This is a genomic window from Polymorphobacter sp. PAMC 29334 (assembly GCF_019431245.1).
Taxonomy (GTDB): Bacteria; Pseudomonadota; Alphaproteobacteria; order Sphingomonadales; family Sphingomonadaceae; genus Polymorphobacter_B; species Polymorphobacter_B megasporae.
In genome coordinates this window covers 1,749,415-1,770,709 of record NZ_CP080243.1, presented here as the reverse complement: position 1 = coordinate 1,770,709, position 21,295 = coordinate 1,749,415, and the positions used below count along the sequence as shown (strand labels likewise).

Sequence of the window (21,295 nt, the reverse complement as noted above, 5' to 3'; positions counted from 1 at the left end):
CGCTAGGGTCGGTGAGCCAACCCGACCGGAGAGCGCGATGTCCGATTACGACCTGTATTACTGGCCGGTGCCGTTCCGCGGCCAGTTCGTCCGCGCGGTCCTCGCTTACGCAGGTAAGACGTGGACCGAAGCTGATGCCGACGCGATCGGCGAGCTGATGAGCGGCGCGGTCTCGGCGATGCCGGTCCCGTTCATGGGGCCGCCGCTGCTGGTTGATAAGGCCGCCGACTTCGCGATCGCCGAGATGCCGGCGATCATCCTGTATCTTGGCGAGACGCTCGACCTGCTACCGTCGACCCCTGCCCTCCGCGCCACGACGATCAAGACCGTCGCCGATGCCAACGATGTGATCGACGAGCTGACCATCGACGGCGGCAAGCAGATGTGGACTCCCGCGCGCTGGGCGGCGCTCGTCCCGCGCCTGAACAAGTGGATGTCGCTGTGGGAGGAAACCGGACACCGCCATGGGCTGGCGGCCGATAGCGGCTTTGTCCTTGGCGGGGCGAAGCCGGGGATCGCCGACGTCGTCACCGCGACCTTGTGGACGACGATGGGCGACCGCTTCCCGACGCTTGCTGCGATGCTCGACGAGACGGCACCGATGACCGCCGCTTTATCGCGCCGCGTCTCCGCGCTGCCACCGCTGGCTAAGCTCGCAACGAAAGCGAGGGAGGACTACGACGACGCATATTGCGGCGGCGAGATCGAGGCGTCGTTGCGTAAGGTGCTCGGCAGCTAACTCGGCAGCCAATACCGACCGTCATCAAAAGCTGTCTGACCTTCGCGTCCTGCTCTTGGGGAGGCGATCGGGCGAAAGTCGTGTATGGTACCGATCGACCGAGGTGCGGCGCGGAGTCGCGGCCGCTCCGGAGCGCGTCGGAGGAAGCCACGATGACCATAGCCTCGCCTTGCTGAGACGCGTCATCATCGGCGTCGCGGTTGTCGGCCTGCTGGTCGTCATCGGCCTCGCCGCTTTGTCGTGGCGGCCCGCGATCGCTGCGATCGACCGCCCGGTGGCGGCGAGCTTCCCGGCGACACAGGTCGCGCAGGGCGCGGTCCTCGCGAGCGCCGGATACTGCTCCGCCTGCCATACCGCCAAGGGCGGCAAGGCGTTCGCTGGGGGTTATCCGATGGCGACCGGCTTCGGCACGGTCTATTCGACCAACATCACGCCCGACGTCGCCACCGGCATCGGCGGCTGGTCCGAGGCTGCCTTCCGCCGGGCGATGCACGAGGGCGTGAGCCGCGACGGCGCGCACCTGTTTCCGGCGTTCCCCTACGATCACTTCACCAAGCTGACCGACGCCGATGTCGCCGCGCTCTACGCCTATTTCATGACCCGCGAGCCGGTCCGGCAGGAGGCGCAGGCCAACACCATCCCCTTCCCGCTCAGCCTGCGCCCGCTCCAGGCTGGGTGGAAGCTGCTGTTCTTCACCCCTGGTCGCTACGTCGCGCAAGCGGCGCACGACGCTGCGTGGAACCGGGGCGCGTACCTCGTCGGGGGCATCAGCCACTGCGGCGCGTGCCATACGCCGCGCAACGCACTGGGGGCCGAGAAGCACGACCGGATGTACGCCGGTGCGCCGGTCGACCATTGGATCGCGCCCCCGCTCGACGCGACCAACCCCGCGCCGCTGGCTTGGGGCCACGACGAGCTCGTCGCGTATCTCGGCACCGGGATCAGCCGCTTTCACGGCACCGCCGCCGGGCCGATGGCCGAGGTTCCGCGCGGCCTTGCCAAGCTGCCCGCCGAGGATGTCGCGGCGATCGCGACCTACCTCGTCAGCCTCAACGGCTCCGCCGCGCGCGCCGCCGAGGGACCGGCGGTGGTGCAGAAGGCGCTCGCCGCCGACCGGATCGGGGTCGGCCTGCAATACGACCCGGCGGTGCGGCTATACGCCGGCGCGTGCGCGTCGTGCCACTATAACGGCCGCGGGCAGGTCAACCCGCTGCGCCCCGACCTCGCACTCAACAGCGCGGTGACGATGAACGACCCGACCAACCTGATCCGCGCCATCCTGTACGGGATCGATGCCAGGGACGGCGCACCCGGCGTGGTCATGCCGGGGTTCGCCCGCGGCTTCACCGACGCCGACGTCGCGCGCCTCGCCGCCTATCTCCGCGCGACGCGGACGACCAAGGCGGCGTGGCCGAGCCTCCAGAACACCGTCGCCAGCATCCGCGCGCAGGGCCAGGGCCAATGACCAGCTTCACGATCAACGGGCGCGCGGTGACCACCGACATCGCCGACGACACGCCTTTGTTGTGGGTAATCCGCGACGGCGTCGGGCTGACCGGCACCAAGTTCGGCTGCGGCATCGGCATGTGCGGGGCGTGCACGGTCCACGTCGGCGGGCGCGCGACGCGGTCGTGCATCACCCCGCTGGCATCGGTCGCGGGGGCCGACATCACCACGATCGAGGGCCTCGACCCTTCTTCGAACCACCCGTTGCAAGCGGCGTGGCGCGCGCTGCAGGTCCCGCAATGCGGCTACTGCCAGTCGGGGCAGATCATGCAGGCGGCGGCGCTGCTCCAGGATTTCCCGTCGCCGAGCGACGAGGAGATCGACGCGGTGATGACCGGCAACCTGTGCCGCTGCATGACCTATGTCCGCATCCGCGACGCGATCAAGCAGGCCGCCGGCAAGACGGGGACCCCGGCATGAGCCGCCTCGCCGCCGCCGCAACGTCGCCTTTGTCCCGCCGCGGCTTCCTCGTCGCCAGCGCGGCGACCGGCATCGTCTTCGGCTTTTCGCGCGTCGTCGCTGCGATTGACCCAGCAGTCCCCGGCAGCATCCCTGCGCCGACCACCGGCCCGTCGTTCGACCCGACGATCTGGTTCGGCATCGACGGCGACGGCCTCGTCACGGTCAACATCATCCGCGCCGAGATGGGCCAGCACGTCGGCACCGCCCTCGCCCGCATCCTCGCCGACGAGCTCGAAGCCGACTGGGACAAGGTCCGCATCGTCCACGTCGACAGCGACCCGAAATGGGGCCTGATGGTCACCGGCGGCAGCTGGTCGGTGTGGCAGACCTTCCCGGTGTTCAGCCAGGCAGGAGCCGCCGGACGCATCGCGCTGATCGAGGCGGGGGCGAAACTGATGGGCACCAGCCCCGCAGCTTGCACCGCCCGCAACGGCGCGGTCCATGCCGGGGGGCGGTCGGTATCGTACGGCGACATCGCCAGGAGCGGCGCGGTCGCGCGCCAGTTCACCGCCGACGAGCTGGGCAAGCTGCCGGTCAAGCCGATCGCCGAGCGCCGCCTGATCGGCAAGCCGGTCCACGGCCTCGACATCGATGCCAAGACCAACGGCACCGCGCTCTACGGCATCGACGCCAAGGTCCCCGGGATGGTCTATGCCCGGCCCAAGCTGCCGCCGACGCGCAACGGATCGAAGGTCGTGTCGGTCGACGACAGCGCGGCGAAGAAAATCCCCGGCTACCTCCGCTTCCTGATCCTCGACGATCCGTCGAACACCATCCCCGGCTGGGTCATGGTCATCGCCACGAGCACCTATGCCGCGATCAAGGCGACCGACGCGCTGAACGTCGTCTGGTCGGGCGGCACCGGCATCGACGTGTCGGAGGCGATGCTCCAAGACCATGCGAGGGCGCTCGTCGCCAAGCCCGACGGCGGCATCGAGCTCGACATCGTCAATGCCACTTCCGCCCCCGCGTTCGATGCCGCCGCCGCGACGACGATCGAGCAGGTCTACACCACCGGCACCGTCCTCCATTTCCAGCTTGAGCCGCTCAACGCGCTGGCGTTCGAGAAGGACGGGGTGTTCGAGATCCACACCGGCAACCAGTGGCAAAGCCTGATCCTGCCGACGCTGGCGAAGGCGCTCGGCGTCCCCGAGACCAAGGTCGTCCTCCGCACCTATCTGCTCGGCGGCGGCTTCGGACGGCGGCTCAACGGCGACTATACGATCCCCGCGGCGCTCGCGACCAAGGCGCTGGGCAAGCCGGTCAAGATGATCCTGACGCGCGAGGACGACGCGCGCTTCGACTCGGTCCGCTCGCCGTCGGTCCAGCGGCTGCGGATGGAGTTCGACGGCAGCGGCACGATCCGGGCGATGGAGCACCACGCCTGCGCCGGCTGGCCGACGCAGGTCATCGCCGGACCGACGCTGCTGGCGAAGACCAAGGCGGGCGGGCAGTACGACCCGTTTGCGATCTCGGGCGCCGACCATTGGTACGACGTCGGCCACCAGAAGGTCCGCGCGGTGGCGAACGACCTGGCCAACGCCACCTTCCGCCCCGGCTGGCTGCGCTCGGTCGGCCCCGGCTGGACCAACTGGGCGCTCGAAAGCTTCATCGACGAGGCGGCGCATCACTCGAAGCAGGACCCCGTCGCCTTCCGCCTCAAGCTGCTGACCGGCGCGGGGCGCAACGCCGGGTCCGCGCCCAACGCGATCGGCGGCGCGCTGCGCCAGGCCGAGGTCGTCCGGCGCGCGGCGGCAAAGGCGGGCTGGGGCGCGACGCTGTCGCCCGGCACTGGAATGGGCATTGCGACGAGCTTTGGGCAGGAGCGCGACATGCCGACATGGGTCGCCTGCGTCGCGCGGGTCGCCGTCGACCGCAAGACCGGGATCGTGACGGTCGAAAAGCTGACGATCGTCACCGACGCCGGGACGATTGTCGATCCCGACTCAGCGCTGGCGCAGGTGCAGGGCGGGGCGCTGTGGGGCCTGAGCATGGCGCTCCACGAAGGCACCGAGTTCGTCGCCGGGCAGGTCAGGGACACCAACCTCGACACCTATACCCCGGTGCGGATCGCCGACGTTCCGGTGATGGACATCAGCTTCGTCGAGAGCGCCTACGTCCCCGTCGGCATCGGCGAGCCCGCGACGACGGTCGTCGGCCCGGCGATCGGCAACGCCATCTTCGCCGCGACCGGCGCGCGCCTCCGCCACATCCCGATCACCCCGGCGGCAGTGCTGGCGGCATTGGGCGGGGGCGACAGGGCCGGGTCGCAACCAGCCGGCTGATCGCGTCGCCGAGTGGCCAAAGGTTACACAAGTCCACTAAACGACCAGCTTTTCGCCATTCGGACGCGCTGCGGTCGCCAGGTTGTCGCGGCGTTTTGGTTATTGGCCAGACGCCGCCCGCCGGTGAAAGGTTACACAAGTCCACCGAACGACCAGCTTTCACGGTTTCGGGCAGCGATCGCGTGGCGAGATTTTACGAATTCGGACTTCGGCCACCGCCTGTCGTGCGCATCATGCCAGCAATGAGAAAGAGCGCGGCGTCGGCAGATTACACGCCGACTCGGACTCCGGACTCTATGCCATTCGCGGTCGTGTAGGACAGGGCTAAGCACGCCTAGCGGCTGAAGCGCAGCCCGACCGTCAGCGTCCGCGGTGTCCCCCGGTCGATGATCCCCGTCGTCGACTCGCCCGACTGGATCAGCGCGTCGGTCAGGTTCTCCCCGCGCAGCGTCACGACGATGCCGCGCGCCACCGGCACGTCGATCACCGCGTCGAGCGTGGCGGCATCGGACAGGCGGCGCGTGCCGAGGTCGTCCTCGTTCTGCGCCCCCGAATAGCGCCCGGTGAGCGCGACCAAGGCATTTGGCCACGGCACCCAGCCGACCGTCGCGCTCGCCTGATGCGACGGAGTCAGCGCGGGTGGTAGCCCGTTGAGCGCCGCCGCGAGCCCCGATCCGCGGACGCGCGCATGGGTGTAGGCGTACGACGCATCGAGCCGCCACGCGCCCTCGGTCAGGTGCGCCTCCGCCTCGATCCCCTGCGCGACGATCGCGTCGAGGTTGCGGCGGACGCGGTATATGCCCCCGGCGGCGACGAAGCCGACCTCGGGATAGGTGCCGGGGCCGACCCCGGCGGTGACGTTGCCGATCGCGCCCTCGAGGCGGTTGGTGAAGGCGGTGATGCCGAGGCGGACCGTCGACGAGGGGTGAAAGTCGGCCCCGACTTCGGCCCCCTTGAGGCGTTCGAGCCCGAGCGCGCTGTTGCTCGCGGTGGCATCGGCGCCGACGCGGAACGGCCGGTACAGCTCGTTCAACGTCGGCAGGCGATAGCCGAGATACGCCGCCGCGCGGAGCTTGAGGCCTGCGACCGCGTCCCATGCGATCCCGCCCCGCCCGGTCGGCTCCCAGCCGTCGCGGTCGGCGGGTCGCTCGTCGATCGTCGTCGCGAAGGTCTGCGCGTCGATCTCGTGGAGGAAGCCGCCGGCGATCCGCCAATGGTCGATCCGCCCGCCTGCAGTCAGCGTAATGTCCTCGAGCGGGGTCACCGACACCTCGGCATAGCCGCCCGCGACCTGGTTGTGGCCGCCGCCCTCACGCAGCCGCGTGTACCGCCCGAGCAGGTAGCGCGAGCGTTCCTCGGTCTGGCCGGTGTCGTCGCGCAGGTCGACGCCGAGGCGCAGTTCGATGCCGTCGCCTATCGGCGGGCGAAGTTCGAGCTTGCCGCCAAACCCGGTTGCGGGCGTGTTGTATTGGTCGAGCGACGGGATCGCGACCGCGCGCGCGGCGTCGAGCGCGACGACGTCGTTGGCGAAGGTCTGCGCCTGCAGATAGGCGAGCGCCTGCCATTGCCAGCGCCCCGTGCCGAGAAGGCGGATGCTGGTGTCGACGCCGCGGACCGCGCTGGTGTTGCCGTCGATGCCGCGGACGCGGTGGTCCTCGAAGCCGAGCGCATCGACGAGCAATTTGGTCTCGTCGCCGACCGGGATGCTCGCGTCGAAGCCGAGGCTGCCCTGCGCATAGCGCGCCGGGATGTCGGCGGGGCCGGCCTGGTTGGCGGGGATGATGACATATCCGTCGCCACGGTCATAGCGGCCGAACAGCGATACCGCGCCGGTGCCGAGCGTGGTGCTGCCGACCGCGCTCGCGGTGAGCGAATTGCGGCTGCCAAAGTCGAGTTCGGCCTGCATCCCGGGCAAAGTTGCGGAGTCGGCGCTGCTAAGCTCGATCGTCCCCGCGAGCGCACCGCTGCCGAATGCCCCCGCTCCCGCGCCGCGCGTGACGCGGACATTGCCCAAGCGTTCGGGGGCGAGCGCGAACCACGGGATGTAGCCGGCGAACGGGTCGGCGACCGGCGCACCGTCGAGCGTCACCAGCGCGCGCGACGAGGCATTGCCGCCGAGCGAGCGCAACGTCGCGCCTTGGCTCGTCGGGTTGGCGGTCCGGCTGTCGGTGCGCCGGTACTGCTGAAAGCCGGCGACGTCGCGCAGCACGTCCTCGATCCGGTTCGACGCGCTCGTGGCCAGTTGGTCGTGGCCGAGGCTGACGATGTCGTAGGCGGTGTCGCCCTTCGCGATCGGGAGTCCGGTGACGACGATTTCGGGTGCGGTATCGGGCGCTGCCGCGTCCGCAAGCAACGGCGACGCAATCGACGCGCTCGCGGTCAGGGTTAGCAGCAAACGCATCGGATACGACTTTCGGTTACGGACGCACGCGTTGGCAGCCCGCAAGCGCGTTGTCGACCGCAACCGCTAGCCGTCGACCCGGTCAGTGCGCGGCGTAGAGCGCGTCGAGGGTCGACGGTCCCTTGCCGGTCCGTTCGAGCCGCGGGTAACGCAGCCCGCCGGTCCAGTCGACGACGACATCGCGGAAGGCGTCGTTCGACTTGACCAGCAGGCGGATCGGCGTGGTCGTGCCCTTGGCGCTCGTCACCGCTTCCTTGAGGCGGTCGTCGGAATAGGCGTCGCCGTCGACCGCGACGATCGTCGTCCCGACCGTCAGCCCGGCCTTGAACGCCGGTCCGTCCCACTCGACCTTGCCAAGGACGGCATCCTTGTCGACGACCATGCCAAGCGAATACGTCAGGTCGACGATCTTCTTTTCGCCCTCGCCCGCCTTCCAATAATGGGTGGGGGTGTCGGTGAAGGCGAGGCGGTAGCCGCCGCGCTCGATCCCGCCGAGCGGCGCGACCGGGGCCACGGCATCGACCCGGGCGTGGAGGAACCCCGCCCAGTCGTACGGCACGACCCCGTTCAAGGTTTTGGAGACGTCGTCGAAGGTGTAGGTGAGCTCGCCCCAGTCGCGGTCGCGGATGCCAAAGAATGCCTTGGCGAAATCGTCCATCGACTTGCGGCCGTGCGACTGCTCGCGGATGATCGCATCGACTTCGAGCCAGATCAGCTGCCCCTCCGAATAATAATCCTCGGTCCGCTGCCAGCTCGCCCAGCCGACCGGGCGGCGCTGCGAGACGATCTCCTCGTTGGTCGTATCGACGAGCGGACGCCACTTACGGCCCGGCAGCGTCGAGTAGCGTGCCGCGACCTCGGCCAGCGCCCCCATCGCATCGTCGTGGTCGACCAGCCCCGACCGCTCTGCAAGGATATTGCCCCAGAACTGCGTCTGGCCTTCGTAGACCCACAACAGGCTGTTGCGCATCGGCGTACGGAATTCCGGCGTCCACAGGTCGGCGGGGCGACGGAACTTGCCGTTCCAGCTGTGGGTGTATTCGTGCGGAAGCAGGTCGTGTTCGCCGACGGTGTCGCTCCACTTCATGAAGTAATCGCCGGCAACGCCGTCCTCCGACGACCGATGATGCTCGAGCCCGACGCCGCCAAGCCGGTCGCTGATCGCGAGCAGGAAGTTATAATGGTCGTAGTGCTGCGCGCCGTAGAGCTTGTTCGCCTGGACGACGAGGTTGCGGTGCGCGGCGATTTCTTCCGGGGTCGCGACCAATTGCGACGGGCGGTCGGCGAACAGGTTGAGCGTGACGTCGGGCGACAGCTGCTCGATCCGCGCATAGCGCCCGGCATAAACCGGGGAATCGACGAGCGTATCAAGGTCGACGGTCGGATATTGGATCGCGCCGGTCGCCACCGCGGTCGTCCGCAGCGCGGTCGCCGAGGTCCAGCCCGCGGGATAGGTCGCGCCCGCGTCGACCATGATCCGGCGCGCGAAATAGCCCGCCGGATACAGGATGACACTGTTCCATTCGAGGTTGAGCAGGTCGGGGGTCATCACGACCCGCCCCTGCGCTTCGGCGGTCGCCGACAGGAACTGGAAGCTGATATCGATCGACGCGACGCCGGGCGGCACCACGAGGTGAAAGGCCGAGACGTCGACGTGGTCGCGAACCCACGGAATGGACTTGCCGCCGGCAGTGATCGTCAATCCGGCAAGCTTGTCGATCGTCCCCTCCGGCGCGTGATCGCCGGGCAGCCATTCGGGGTAGAGCAAGACAAGCGGCCCGGCGGTGACCGGTATCGTCTCGTGGACGCGAAAGATGCCGCGCGCCGTGTCGCTGGCGTCGACGTCGAGCTTGATCGTGCCTGGAAAGGCAATGTCGCGCGAGTCCGGGATCGTATCGACGATCGGCGCCGGCTGGGGGGCGCTGTTGGCGGCCCACGCGGCAGGCGCGGTGGCTAGGGCGATGACGGCGGCGAGTGTCGCGCGATAGGTCATGGGCTATGGTTCCGCTGCTCAGCACACCGGCGGCGTGCTGTCGCCAATGCAGTAATACCGCAAAACCAATCGCGTTGTATTATTTCGCTTTCGTTACCATTGCTGACGCGTGTTGCAATAATATCACGTATCTAAAGCTTGTACCGAGGTGCGGCGGATTGTCACTTCCCGGCTTTTAACCAACCCCATAATCCTCGGCCCGTATCGCAGGGGGCTCGATAGTCGATGGTCAAATAGCAAGTTCAATTTTCGACGGGAGTGTTCAAATGGTGCTTGGTCGCGTTGTGGTACGCCCGTCATTGTTGTTCAGTTCGGCCATTCGAAGTTCCCTATTCGCAGTCATTGCCGCCGTCTCCGTCACGCCAATGTCTGCTTTCGCTCAAACGACACCCCTGGCGGCTCAGGCAGCGACTGCTGCCACGCCTGACGCGACGACGACCGCTGCCGCATCGAGCGCCGACATGCCCGACATTGTCGTCACCGGCAGCGTCTTCCGTCGCGCCAACAGCGAGACCCCGTCGCCGGTCACCGTGCTGACCACCGAACACCTGCAGAACGCCGGCATCACGACGATCTCGGACGCGGTCCGGTCGATTTCGGCGGACAGCAGCGGCTCGGTCCCGACTTCGTTCACCGCCGGCTTCGGCCAGGGTTCGTCGGGCGTCTCGTTGCGCGGCCTGTCGGTCAATTCGACGCTGGTGCTGATCGACGGACTGCGGACCGCGAACTACCCGCTCGCCGACGACGGCCAGCGCGGGTTTGTCGATCTCAACAGCATTCCGCAAAGCATCGTCGACCGGGTCGAGGTCCTCAAGGACGGCGCATCGTCGAACTACGGTGCCGACGCGATCGGTGGTGTCGTCAACATCATCCTGAAGAAGCAGATCGTTGGCGTCGAGGCGACCGCCGAGGCGGGGACGTCGAGCCGTTTCGACGGCGGCAACCGGCGCATCGCGCTGTCGGTCGGCCACGGCGACCTCGATAGGGACGGCTACAACGCCTACCTCAATTTCGAATATCAGTCCGACGAGGCGATCTACGCCAACCAGCGCGGGTTTCCGTACAACACCAACGACCTGACCTCGATCGGCGGATTCAACAACAATCCCGGCGCGAATGGTCCCGGTGCCACGACGAGCGCGGTCGTCCGCCCGGCGACATACGGCACTCCCGGCAATATCCTGTCCGGCGTTGCCGATCCGACCCAGCCGTACCGCGTGCTCAACCCCGCCGGCTGCGGCACGGGCACGATCGCCTACGTCAACGCGCCCTCGGCGACGACCGCGGGCGGCGCTTATTGCGAGCAGAACACTGCCGGCCAGTATCTGACCGACCAGCCGTCGCAGCGCCGCCTCGGCGCCACCGCGCACATCACCGCTCGCGTCGGCAGCGATGCCGAAGCCTATGCCACCGCGACCTACTACGAGAGCAAGGTCGACAGCACGAACACGCCGCAGTCGGTGCGGTCGGCGAACCCGATCAACACCCAGACGATCGCTCTGCCCGCGCTGCTGAGCAACGGCACGCTCAACCCGAACAATCCGTATGCCGCGACGGGCCAGTCGGCGCTGCTGTATTACACCTTCGGCGACATCCCCGGCGGGTCGACGACGTACAGTCACGTCGTCCGCGGGTCTGCCGGCATTCACGGCACCTTCGGCACCGGCTGGACGTACAGCGCCGATGCGACCGCGGCGCATAGCTGGCTCGACCTGACCCAACGCGGCTATCTCAACATTGCCGCGCTGACCGACGCGATCAACACCGGCAGCTACAATTTCGTCAATCCGGGCCTAAACTCGAACGCCATTCGCGCGGCGCTGTCGCCGAACGTCGGCATTCGCGCGACAAGCGATCTCGACCAGCTTCAGGGCGTCGTCACCAAGGAGCTGTTCCAGCTTCCCGGCGGCGCGGTCCAGCTCGGCGTCGGCGGCGCGTTCCGTTACGAGGCAGTCAACGATCCGAACGCCAACCCCGACCTGACGACGATCAACCTCAATCAATATTCGGCGAAGGGCCACCACACCGTCGAGTCGGCGTACTTCGAGCTCAACGCCCCGATCCTGACCAAGCTCGAAGTCAACGTCTCGGGCCGCTACGAGCATTATTCGGAGGGTTACAACAACTTCTCGCCGAAGGTCGGGGCGAAGTTCACCCCGTTCCGCCAGCTTGCGATCCGCGGCACCTATTCGAAGGGCTTCCGCGCCCCGAGCTTCGCCGAAGGCGCCCAGGGGTCGGTGATCGGCTTCACCACGACTGCCCCGCCGCAGAGCGTGATCGACGAGCATGGCAATAACGCCTACGTCCAGCGCTACTCGATCGGCTTCAACACCGTGTCGAACCCGAACATCAAGCCCGAAAAGTCGGAAAGCTTCACCGCCGGCGCGGTCTTCCAGCCGACCCCGTGGCTCAGCGTGACCGCCGATTACTACAACATCCGCAAGACCGGGGTCATCACCGGCGGCCCGAACGCAAACGACGCGATCAACGCCTATTACGCCGGAACGCCGATCCCGGCGGGCTACAAGGTCATCCAGGACGCGCCCGATCCCGACCTGCCCGGCGCGACGCGTCGCGTCATCGAGGTCGACTCGCCGTTCGTCAACGCGGCGTCTCTCAAGACGTCGGGCATCGACCTCGCCGCGACCGCAAACTTCAAGTTCAACAACGGCGTCCGCTTCACCAGCCAGGTCGAAGTCACCGACATCTTCAAGTTCGACTTCTCGCCGGGCGACGGCACGACGCTCCATTATGTCGGCACTCAGGCGCCGTACATCCTGTCGTCGGGCGCGGGGACGCCGAAGTGGCGCGGCAACTGGCAGAACACTGTCGAGGCCGGGCCGGTGACGGTGTCGGCGACGGTCTATTACGTCGACGGCTACAAGTCGGTCGCCGAGGATCAGAATGGCGCGGGCGCAACGACGTGCGACGACGCGCTGTATTCGCCTGACTTCTGCACGACGAAGAGCTTCGTCGACGTCGACCTCGTCGGCAGCTTCAAGGTCAACGAGCAGTTCACCTTCTACGCCAACGTGCTCAACGTCGGCGACCGCAAGCCGCCGCTCAACCCGGCAAACTATGCCGGGATCAACTATAACCCGACGTGGACCCAGCAGGGCATTGTCGGCCGCTTCTACAAGATCGGCGCACGGGTGAAGTTCTAGCCCGGATCGGCCCGCTGGGGCGCTAGGGCGTCCCGGCGGGCAGGTTGACGCCAAGGAAATCGACCGTGGCCTTGAGCATCGCGGTGCGCGTCTCGCTGTGGGACAGCCAGTGATCCTCGCCCTTGAGCGTGACGACTTCGGTCGGGCGGCCGGCGCGGGTGAGCGCCGCCGCCATCGTCTTGCTCTGCGCGAACAGAACGACCGTGTCGTCGATGCCGTGGATCAGCAGGACCGGGACGGTGACCTTCGCCGCCTGCTTTGCCGGTGAGATCAGGTCGAGCGCGGGATCGTTGCGCGACGAGGCACCCATGAAGCGCTGCCAGAAGCGCAGCGAAATGCCGACGCCGCCGCCGGCCGCCTGCTCGGTCGCCAGCATCGGCCGAAGGTCGGACGGCCCCGCGAGCGACACCGCGCAGGCGTAGACCCCCGACTGCAGCGTCACCCCGGCCAGCGCGGCATAGCCGCCATAGCTCGCTCCGACAATGCATGCCCGCGCCGGGTCGATCGTCCCGGCGGCGGCGAGGAACTTCACCCCGTCCGATAAGTCGGTCTGCATCTTGCGGCCCCATTCGCCGTAGCCCGCGGCATGGAAATGCTCGCCGAAACCGGTCGAACCGCGGAACTCGGGCTGGAGCACGGCATAGCCACGCGACGCGAGCGCCTGCGACCACCAGTCGAACCCCGCCTCGTCGCGCGCACCCGGACCGCCGTGGGCAAGGACGATGAGCGGCAGTTTGGCCCCCGCGTGCGCCGCGGGCAGCGTCAGATAGGCGGGGATGGGGAGTCCGTCGGCGGCGGGGTAGCTGATCAGCTTTCGTTCGAAGATGTCGTCGCCGGATATCTCGCGATATTCGTCGGCGAGCCATGCGGCGTGGTGCGTCGCCGTGTCGAGCAGGAAGAAGGCAGCGCCAAATTTGCCGCCCTCGACCTTGAGGACGATCTTATGGTGATCGTCCGACCACGACGCGAGTTCGACGACCGCATTCGGGAAGGCCTTCGTCACCTGTGTCCATAACCGGGCATCCTCGGGCGCGAAGAACGAATAGCTCACCCCGAGGCCAGTGGTGTGCCGGACCCCGATCACCACGCCGGTCCGCGAATCGTGCACCGGATCGCCATCATCGAGAACTTCGATGGGCTCGGACGGGTGATCGCCGCCGAGCGCCACCTCGCGATGCCGCTCGATCTCGTCGCCCGGAAAACCAACGAGAATCGTGTTGGCGTCGCGCCCGAAGCCGCGCACCGCCGGAACATCGATCGGGTAGGTGCCGCGCATCGAGCGCACGAGATGTCCGTCGTGGCCGGTCGACAGCGTCCACTCGCCGGGCTTGTCGTCGTAATCGACCCGCGCCACGATCTGGCCTGCCTGGTCGAGCACCCAGCCGCGGGTGGTGACCGTGCCCAGCGCAATTTCGCGCGCGTTCGCGGTTTCGAGATCGTCGCGGATCAAGGTCAGCACGCCGGCCCGGTCGGGAAACGAAATGCCTTCGACGAAGGCGATCGGCTTGCCGCCGATCATCCGCACCGTCGGCAATGCGGCGGCGGTGTTGAGCAGCCGCGAGACCCCGGTCACGACGCCATTGAGCACCTCTCGCGGCTTGTGCTTCGCAAGGTCGAAGTCGACGATCTGGAGATATTCGCGCTTGTTGCCGCTGAGATTATAGACCCACGCCGTCGTCGAGGTCGTGATCAGCAGATGATTTTCGCCCGCCCACATCAGGGCACGGACCTTCGTGTCTCCCGCCTTCGCCCCGAGCAACACCTTCATGTCAGCGGTACTGCGGACCTGTATCTGGCGGTTGTGTTCATCACCGACGAAGAGCGCGAGCTTGCTGCCGTCGGGAGAAATCTCGATCATGTCGACGCTCGGCAGGTGGCCGTAGGCTTCGATCGGCGGGACGGCGGCCGCCGAAAACGCGGCACCGAGCGCGGCAAGGCCGAGCCACACTGAAAACCGTATCATCTGGCCCCCCGACCCCAAGCCCCTCACTCTCGTCCCGGGCGGTCCCGCAGGTCAACCCTATCTTCAGGATAATATGCCGCTGGCGTTCAGGACAGCTTAACGGCCAGTAGCGCAATGCAGCCATTCGATGGAGATGTGGCGATGCGCGACCACTTGCTTTTACCTTGGACGATGCTGGCGGTGCTGCTTGCGACCGCCGCTCCCGTCGCGGCGGCTCCCGCGCGCATTACACCGTCGCAGGCGGCGCTGCTCGACCGGTTGACGTGGGGCACGGATGCGAGCGACGCCGAGGCGATCGCGCATGACGGCACCGCGCGCTGGCTCGATCATCAGCTCCACCCGGCGCGGACGACGGCGCTGCCCGCCGAAGTCGCTGCGCGGATCGCCGCGCTGCCGGTGACCAAGACGCCGATGGCCGACGCTGTCCGGCAGGCGGAAGACCTCAACCGCGTCGCGAACGCGATGGCCGATCCCGATGCGAAGGCGGCGGCGAAGAAGGTTTATAACGATGCGCTCGGCGCGGCGGGGCATCAGGCAGCGACCCGGTCGATCCTGCTCGCGCTTTACTCCCCCGACCAGCTGCAGGAGGTGATGACGTGGTTCTGGTTCAACCACTTCAACGTCCACCTGGGGAAGAACAACATCCGGCTGATGATCGGCGACTATGAGCAGGCCGCGATCCGGCCGCACGCGCTCGGGCGCTTCCGCGACCTGCTCGAAGCGACGGTGCGCCATCCGGCGATGCTCAGCTATCTCGACAATGCGCAGAACGCCAACGGCCACATCAACGAGAATTATGCCCGCGAGATCATGGAGCTCCACACGATGGGGGTCGGGTCGGGGTATAGCCAGAAGGACGTCCAGGAGCTCGCGCGCATCCTCACCGGGGTCGGCATCGATGCCAAGCCCGATGATCCGAAGATCGGCCCGCAGCACGCAGGCGACCTGGTTCGGCAGGGGCTGTTCGAGTTCAATCCGAACCGCCACGATTACGGCGACAAGGACTTCCTCGGCCACCACATCGCCGGGCGCGGGTTCGCCGAGGTCGAGGAGGCGCTCGATATTCTCAGCGAGCAGCCCGCGACCGCGCACCATGTCTCGATGGCGCTCGCCCGCCAGTTCGTCGGCGACGTGCCGCCGCCGCGCCTCGTCGACCGGATGGCGGCGACCTTCGTGCGGACCCACGGCGAGATCGCACCGGTGATGGCGATGATGATCGGCTCGCCCGAGTTCAAGGCTTCGCTCGGGACGAAGTTCAAGGATCCGGCGCACTACGTCCTGTCGGCGGTGCGGCTTGCGTACGACGACCGGATCGTCGTCAACACCCAGCCAGTCGAAGGCTGGCTCAACCGGCTCGCCGAGGGGCTGTACAACCACCAGACCCCCGACGGCTATCCGCCCGATGCGGCGGCATGGAATGGCCCCGGGCAGATGTCGGTGCGTTTCGAGATTGCACGCCAGATCGGCGGCGGAGCACCCGCGCTGTTCAAGCCCGAGGGCGCGCCGCCCCCGCCCCCGCCGGTACCGGGCGTACCCCCGACGCCGCAGCCGCCGGTGCCGGTTTCCGACATGCGGAGCACCGTTGCGGCGCTATTCCCTGCTCCCGACGCCGCGACGACCGGCGCGCTGGCGCAGGCCAAATCGCCCGCCGAGTTCTACACATTGTTCCTGTCGTCCCCCCGCTTCATGCGCCGCTAGGAGGCCATCATGGACCGCCGTTCGCTCCTCAAGTTCGCCGCCGCCGGGTTGCCGCTGGCCTTCTCCGGCAAGCTGTTCGCCGCCCCTGCCGCGGGTGGCACGCGGTTGCTCGTCGTCTTCCTCCGCGGGGCGTACGACGCCGCTAACGTCACGATCCCGCTCGGCGACTTCTACACAAGGTCGCGGCCGACGATCGGCATCGCCCACCCCGACCCGGCGAACCCGCTCGCGGCGCTCCCGCTCGACGCGAACTGGGGGCTCCACCCGGCGCTCAAGGACTCGCTCTACCCGCTGTGGGCGAAGCGGCAGATCGCCTTCGTGCCGTTCGCCGGGACCGACGACATGACGCGGAGCCACTTCGAGACGCAGGACACGATCGAGCTCGGCCAGCCGATCGGCGCGAGCCGCAACTACGCCTCGGGGTTCATGGCGCGGCTCGCAGCGACGCTGTCGGCGGGGACGGCCGCGCCCTCCCCGATCGCCTTCACCGACCAGGTCCCGCTCAGCTTCCGCGGTGACACCCCGATCCCCAACATCGCGCTCGGCGGCGTCGGCAAGCCCGGCATCGACGATCGCCAAGCGAAGCTGATCTCGGCGATGTACGCGGCCGACCCGATGGGCAAATCGGTCAGCCAGGGCTTCACCATCCGGAACGAGGTGTATCAGAGCCTCGCGGGTCAGGAGGTTGCCGCCAATCGTGGCGCGGTCAGCCCGAAGGGCTTCGAGTTGTCGGCGCGGCGGATGGGGCGGCTGATGGCGACCGACTTCAACCTCGGTTTCGTCGACGTCGGCGGATGGGACACCCACGTCAACCAAGGCGGCGCGACCGGCTATCTCGCGGGCCGCCTGACCGAACTCGGCACCGGGCTGGCGGGGTTCGTCGAGGAAATCGGACCGGCGGCGTGGTCGAACACCGTCGTCGTCGTCGTCTCCGAATTCGGCCGCACGTTCCACGAGAACGGCGACAAGGGCACCGACCACGGCCACGGCAGCAGCTATTGGGTGATGGGCGGCGGCGTGAAGGGCGGGCGCATGGCCGGGCCGCAGGTCGCGCTGACCGAGGCAAGCCTGAATCAGGCCCGCGACCTGCCGGTGCTGACCGATTACCGCGCGCTGATGGGCGGGCTGTTCGCGCGGATGTACGGGCTGCGTAGCGACCGCCTGGGGAGCGTATTCCCCGGCGCAGCGGCGAGCGAGCTGGGGCTGGTCTGAGTCGGCGCTAGCCCGCGGTGGCGGTCGGAACTTGCGCGCGGTCGCACGTCGAGTGCTGCCCGGTGATCGTGCAGCGGTTGACCTCGTGCCCGTCGATAGCGTGGACGATTGCGCGCCACGTCTCCGCGCCGGTGCGTTCGAGCGTCATATAGCCGAAGCCGTCGATCCACGACGAGAAGCGCGTGGGCGTCGCCCCCGGCGCAGGCTCGGCTCCGGGCGGCAAAGTCGCGGGGAGTGGCACGATGTCCTCGAGCGTGCCCGAGAAGCCGGTGATGAACTGGCTCGGCTGGTCGGTCGAGAAACTGACCTGCTCCCACGCATGATAATGCCCCGACAGCAGCACCGCGACGCCGGGCGGAAGCTGGCGCGGGCCGTGCGCGCCGAACACCGACTGGATCGACGGATTGCCGGGGCTGAGCGTCGCGACGCCCGATTTGGCGGTGGCGGCGAAGCCGAGGATCGGGTGGTGGTCGACCGCGAAAGTATAGCGCTCTTTCGCCGCCAGTGCCGCGAGCGACTGGTAGCTCGCCTCGAATGCCGGCCGTCGCCAGTCATCGGGCGCGAGCGCCTTGCCGCTTGCCGCCGCGAGGTCAAGCATGACGAGCTGCGCGCCGTGGCCGAGCGGCACCGCATAGGGCTCGCTCCAGTCGCCAGCCTGGTCGTTCGCCGGATCGTCGCAGTCGCGCCCTGCCGCACGCGGTCGCCCGTCGAGGAAGCGCCACCAGCCCTGCCCTGCGCGGTTGCACGTCTCGTGATTGCCGCGGGCGGGCGCAATCGGGGCGGCGGCGAGGAGTGCTGCGGCGGGGCCGAAGAAATCGGCGCGCCATGTATCCCAGCCATAGCCCCACGGGCTGCCGGTGCAGCCGCTCTCCGACGCGGGGCACGGATTTTCGCGATACTGATAGTCGCCGACATGGACGATCAGGTCGGGCTTCCACTTTGCGGCAGACGCGGCGATCCGGGCGAAGGGGTACTGTGCCGGGTCGTTGCACGGCTGGTACGCCTTGTCCGACGCCTTCAACCGGCAGCCGGTGTCGCCGATGACGACGATGCGGCGGATGTCGCGCTTCGGCACCGGCAGGCGGCCGCCGTCGACGGCGGCGCGCTTTGCTCCGACGGACAGCCTCGCCTCGCACACCGTCACCGGGAACGCCGAGGGCTTCGCATTCTCGGGCGTCGACGCGGTCGGGCGCTGCGGCACCGTCGCGGCGGCGAAGCGCATTGTCATCGCGACATCGCGCCCGTCGACCCGCAGTACCGGACACGTCGCGTCGGCCGTCACCACCCGCGCGATCGCCCCGCCGTCACCCATCACGACGTAGGCGGCGTCGGGGGCCGCGGTCACGGGGGCGGCGGCCAACACGGCGAGGAGCGCGATCAGGCGACGCATAACTATTCCATCCCGCGTAATTGTCAGAAGCGAACGCGCGCCTGTGCTTCGTAGCTGCGCCCGGGCTGGAAGAAGTACAGCGCCTGCCCGGCATTGGTCGGCGTGCCGATGCTCGTCGTCGAGCGATCGTCGAACAGGTTATACGCCGTGATGCCGAACGTGAAGTTGCCGACCGTGTAGCCCAGCGCCGCGATGCCGTTGCTGTACGCGCTGATCCGCACCAGCTGGTTGGTGTCGGCGTACTGGTGACCGATGAACTTGTGGAGATAGCTGACGCTGATCCGGTCGTGGGAGTAGATCGCCCCGAGCAGCGCGGTGTAGTTCGGCGCCTGCGCGAGCCACAGGTTGGTGACGTCGGCCTTCGACGTGTTGAGCGAGCCGTTGGCGATCGCGGTCAGCCCGCGGACAACGGCATAGCTGACCTGCCCTTCGATGCCCTTGTATGTCGCGCTGCTCGCGCTCTGGGTGGCGATGCCCGACGACGGATCGACGAAGGTCGAGTTGCTCGACTTGATGTAATAAATGTCGAAGTCGACGTTGAGCTGGTTGCCGGCATAGACCGTGCCCGCCTGATAATTGGTCGTCTTGGTTGGCTGGAGCAGCGCGCCGCCGATCGTGCCGCTAGCAGTCGGGGTCGCCAGCTCGAGGCTGTTGCTCAGCGAGGGGACGAGGAAGCCCTTGGCGAACTGGCCGTAAACCGAGAAGTTCGGCTGGATCAGGAAGTTGATCGACGCATACGGCAGGGTCGGCTTGTACGACGTCTGGGCGACGATGCCGACGCGCGAGGACTGGGCAGCGATCGGCGTGTCGATGCGGCGCGTAAAGTCCTGGACCTTGACGCCGGGCGTGATCGTCAGCCGGTCGTCGAGCAGTTTGAACGCGAACTCGCCAAAGCCCTGGATCTGGTCCCAGCTCGTGTGCTCGTCGTAGTTGATGTAGAGTGGGACCGGCTGGCCGTTAAGCTGGACGTTCGCCGCCTTGTCGGTCTGGCGCAAATTGTAGAACTTCGACATCGCGGCGAAGTCGAAGTCACCCGACGGGGTGAACGCCCCCGCGGCAAACGCCTGCGTGATGTCGTAGTCGTAGCGATAGCGGTGCGAGACCGAATGCTCGTACCACGCGCCGACCTTGGCGGTCCCGAACGACGTCTCGTAGTTAACCTGCGCGATATCGCCCGAGGTCCGGTACTGGTTGACCTTGGTATAGCCGGCGATGTTGCCGATGTTCTTCACCGCAACCCCGGCGGCGTTCAGCGTCGTCGTCTGGCCGACGACGTTGGTCGGGGCGGCGACGGTGCACGTCGTCGTCGTCGCGGTCAGGCAGTAGGTCGAGGTGTTCTCGGCCGAAAACGTAAAGTTCTTGTAGAAATACGTATAGGCCTTGTTGTCGAAGGTCAGCTTGTCGGTGATCTTGCCCTGGAAGCGGACGATTTCGAAGTCGGTCGCCTTGTGCGTCCAGTTCCAGTCCTGGTTGGCCGGTGAATAATGCGTGCCGCCAAGCTTCGAATTGTCGATCAGCGCAAAGCTCTTGCCGAACTGGCCGATCTGCGAGGCGGGATCGCACGTCGCCTGCGAGACTTCGCCCGGTGCCGGTGTCGTCAGCTTACTCGCGTTCGGCCCGTCGAAGCAGCCCGAGCCATTATTGTCCGACTGGCGGTAGAAGTCCTGGTTGTAGCTGCCGAGGACGCTGATCTTGCCCCATGATCCCAGCGGCTTCTCGACCTTGCCGAAGCCGTTGACGAACCACGCGCCCGAGCCCGTAAGCGCGCCGTTGGTCGCCTTATATTCGCCGACGACGACCGCCTTGAGGCCACCGAGCTTCTCGCTCGCGCCGGTCTGGATCGTGCCGCGGCCGAGGAAGGTGTTGTAGCTGCCGTAGACGCCTTCCGCCTCGATCAGCCGGGTGTCGGTGACCTCGCGCGAGATGATGTGGATGTTGCCGCCGTAGCTCGCCTGGCCGAGGTCGGTCGCCGAACCCGGGCCGCGGTCGACGATGATCCGCTCGTAGGTGCCGCTCGGGAAATAGGCGGTCGAGTGGTGGGTCGGGTCGTTCGAGTCGCCGAAGGGCACGCCGTCGTAGGTGATGTTGAACTGGCCGTCCTTGAAGCCGCGCAGCACGGTCTTCGACTCGCTCAGGCCGGGACCGTTGCCGTTGCTCGTCCCCGATGCGCCCGGCGTCAGCAAGATGACGTCGGAAAAGTCGGCGGTCGGCGACACCGCCTTGTCGATGATCGAGCGGCTGATGATCGACTGCGGCTCGAAGGTGAACACCGACGACGTGATCGGCGTCTCCTTGTTGACCCGGGTCGCGGTGACGACGATGTCGTCGGTGTTGCGGATACCCGTCGAGTCGGCGGCGCTGTCGGCTGGCACTGCCGCTGCAACGTCCGCCGCCTGCGCCATCGTCGCGATCAGCAATACGCCCATCGCGGCGCCCGCGCGCAACCCGGTCCTGATCGTCATGTCGCCGTCCCTTTAGCCGC

At 67.6% G+C, this 21,295-nt stretch carries 12 protein-coding genes; 7 read left to right on the top strand and 5 right to left on the bottom strand.

Annotation, left to right across the window (positions count from 1 at the left end; genetic code table 11):
- Positions 1-37: 37 nt before the first annotated feature.
- The 4 genes from KZX46_RS12240 to KZX46_RS12225 all read left to right on the top strand — a co-directional run bounded on the left by KZX46_RS12240 (position 38) and on the right by KZX46_RS12225 (position 4,992).
- Positions 38-739, top strand: coding sequence for a glutathione S-transferase (locus KZX46_RS12240; protein ID WP_219776802.1), 702 nt, complete (start codon positions 38-40; stop codon positions 737-739).
- A gap of 169 nt (positions 740-908) precedes the next feature.
- Complete coding sequence (locus tag KZX46_RS12235; protein ID WP_219776801.1) at positions 909-2,204, top strand: cytochrome c; 1,296 nt, start codon at positions 909-911, stop codon at positions 2,202-2,204.
- The gene (locus tag KZX46_RS12230) at positions 2,201-2,665 is read left to right on the top strand and encodes a (2Fe-2S)-binding protein (RefSeq protein ID WP_219776800.1); all 465 of its coding nucleotides are present in this window, start codon (positions 2,201-2,203) and stop codon (positions 2,663-2,665) included. The genes KZX46_RS12235 and KZX46_RS12230 overlap by 4 nt, the downstream gene beginning before the upstream one ends.
- A complete protein-coding gene (locus KZX46_RS12225) occupies positions 2,662-4,992 on the top strand; it encodes a xanthine dehydrogenase family protein molybdopterin-binding subunit (protein WP_219776799.1) in 2,331 nt (776 codons plus the stop codon). Before KZX46_RS12230 ends, KZX46_RS12225 begins: the two co-directional genes overlap by 4 nt.
- 334 nt (positions 4,993-5,326) lie before the next feature.
- On the opposite strand, the gene KZX46_RS12220 is transcribed toward KZX46_RS12225, so the two are convergent.
- Complete coding sequence (locus tag KZX46_RS12220) at positions 5,327-7,393, bottom strand: TonB-dependent receptor (protein WP_219776798.1); 2,067 nt, start codon at positions 7,391-7,393, stop codon at positions 5,327-5,329.
- An 82-nt stretch (positions 7,394-7,475) separates the two neighbouring features.
- Positions 7,476-9,386, bottom strand: a complete 1,911-nt coding sequence (locus KZX46_RS12215; RefSeq protein ID WP_219776797.1) for a M61 family metallopeptidase — start codon at positions 9,384-9,386, stop codon at positions 7,476-7,478.
- A 461-nt stretch (positions 9,387-9,847) separates the two neighbouring features.
- Between KZX46_RS12215 and KZX46_RS12210 the strand changes: the two genes are divergently transcribed.
- Positions 9,848-12,550, top strand: coding sequence for a TonB-dependent receptor domain-containing protein (locus tag KZX46_RS12210; protein ID WP_226896251.1), 2,703 nt, complete (start codon positions 9,848-9,850; stop codon positions 12,548-12,550).
- A 22-nt stretch (positions 12,551-12,572) separates the two neighbouring features.
- Here KZX46_RS12210 and KZX46_RS12205 read toward each other — a convergent pair whose 3' ends face one another.
- On the bottom strand, positions 12,573-14,513 hold the full coding sequence (locus KZX46_RS12205) for a S9 family peptidase (protein WP_219776795.1): 1,941 nt from the start codon (positions 14,511-14,513) through the stop codon (positions 12,573-12,575).
- Between the two features lie 141 nt (positions 14,514-14,654).
- On the opposite strand from KZX46_RS12205, the gene KZX46_RS12200 reads away from it, so the two are divergent.
- Both KZX46_RS12200 and KZX46_RS12195 read left to right on the top strand, forming a co-directional pair.
- The gene (locus tag KZX46_RS12200) at positions 14,655-16,211 is read left to right on the top strand and encodes a DUF1800 domain-containing protein (protein WP_219776794.1); all 1,557 of its coding nucleotides are present in this window, start codon (positions 14,655-14,657) and stop codon (positions 16,209-16,211) included.
- A 9-nt stretch (positions 16,212-16,220) separates the two neighbouring features.
- Positions 16,221-17,423 (top strand): DUF1501 domain-containing protein, encoded by a 1,203-nt coding sequence (locus tag KZX46_RS12195; protein WP_219776793.1) that lies wholly within the window; start codon positions 16,221-16,223, stop codon positions 17,421-17,423.
- Between the two features lie 7 nt (positions 17,424-17,430).
- On the opposite strand, the gene KZX46_RS12190 is transcribed toward KZX46_RS12195, so the two are convergent.
- Together KZX46_RS12190 and KZX46_RS12185 are read right to left on the bottom strand one after the other, a co-directional pair.
- Positions 17,431-18,813 (bottom strand): metallophosphoesterase, encoded by a 1,383-nt coding sequence (locus KZX46_RS12190; RefSeq protein WP_219776792.1) that lies wholly within the window; start codon positions 18,811-18,813, stop codon positions 17,431-17,433.
- A 23-nt stretch (positions 18,814-18,836) separates the two neighbouring features.
- Positions 18,837-21,275, bottom strand: a complete 2,439-nt coding sequence (locus KZX46_RS12185; protein ID WP_219776791.1) for a TonB-dependent receptor — start codon at positions 21,273-21,275, stop codon at positions 18,837-18,839.
- Between the last annotated feature and the right edge of the window lie 20 nt (positions 21,276-21,295).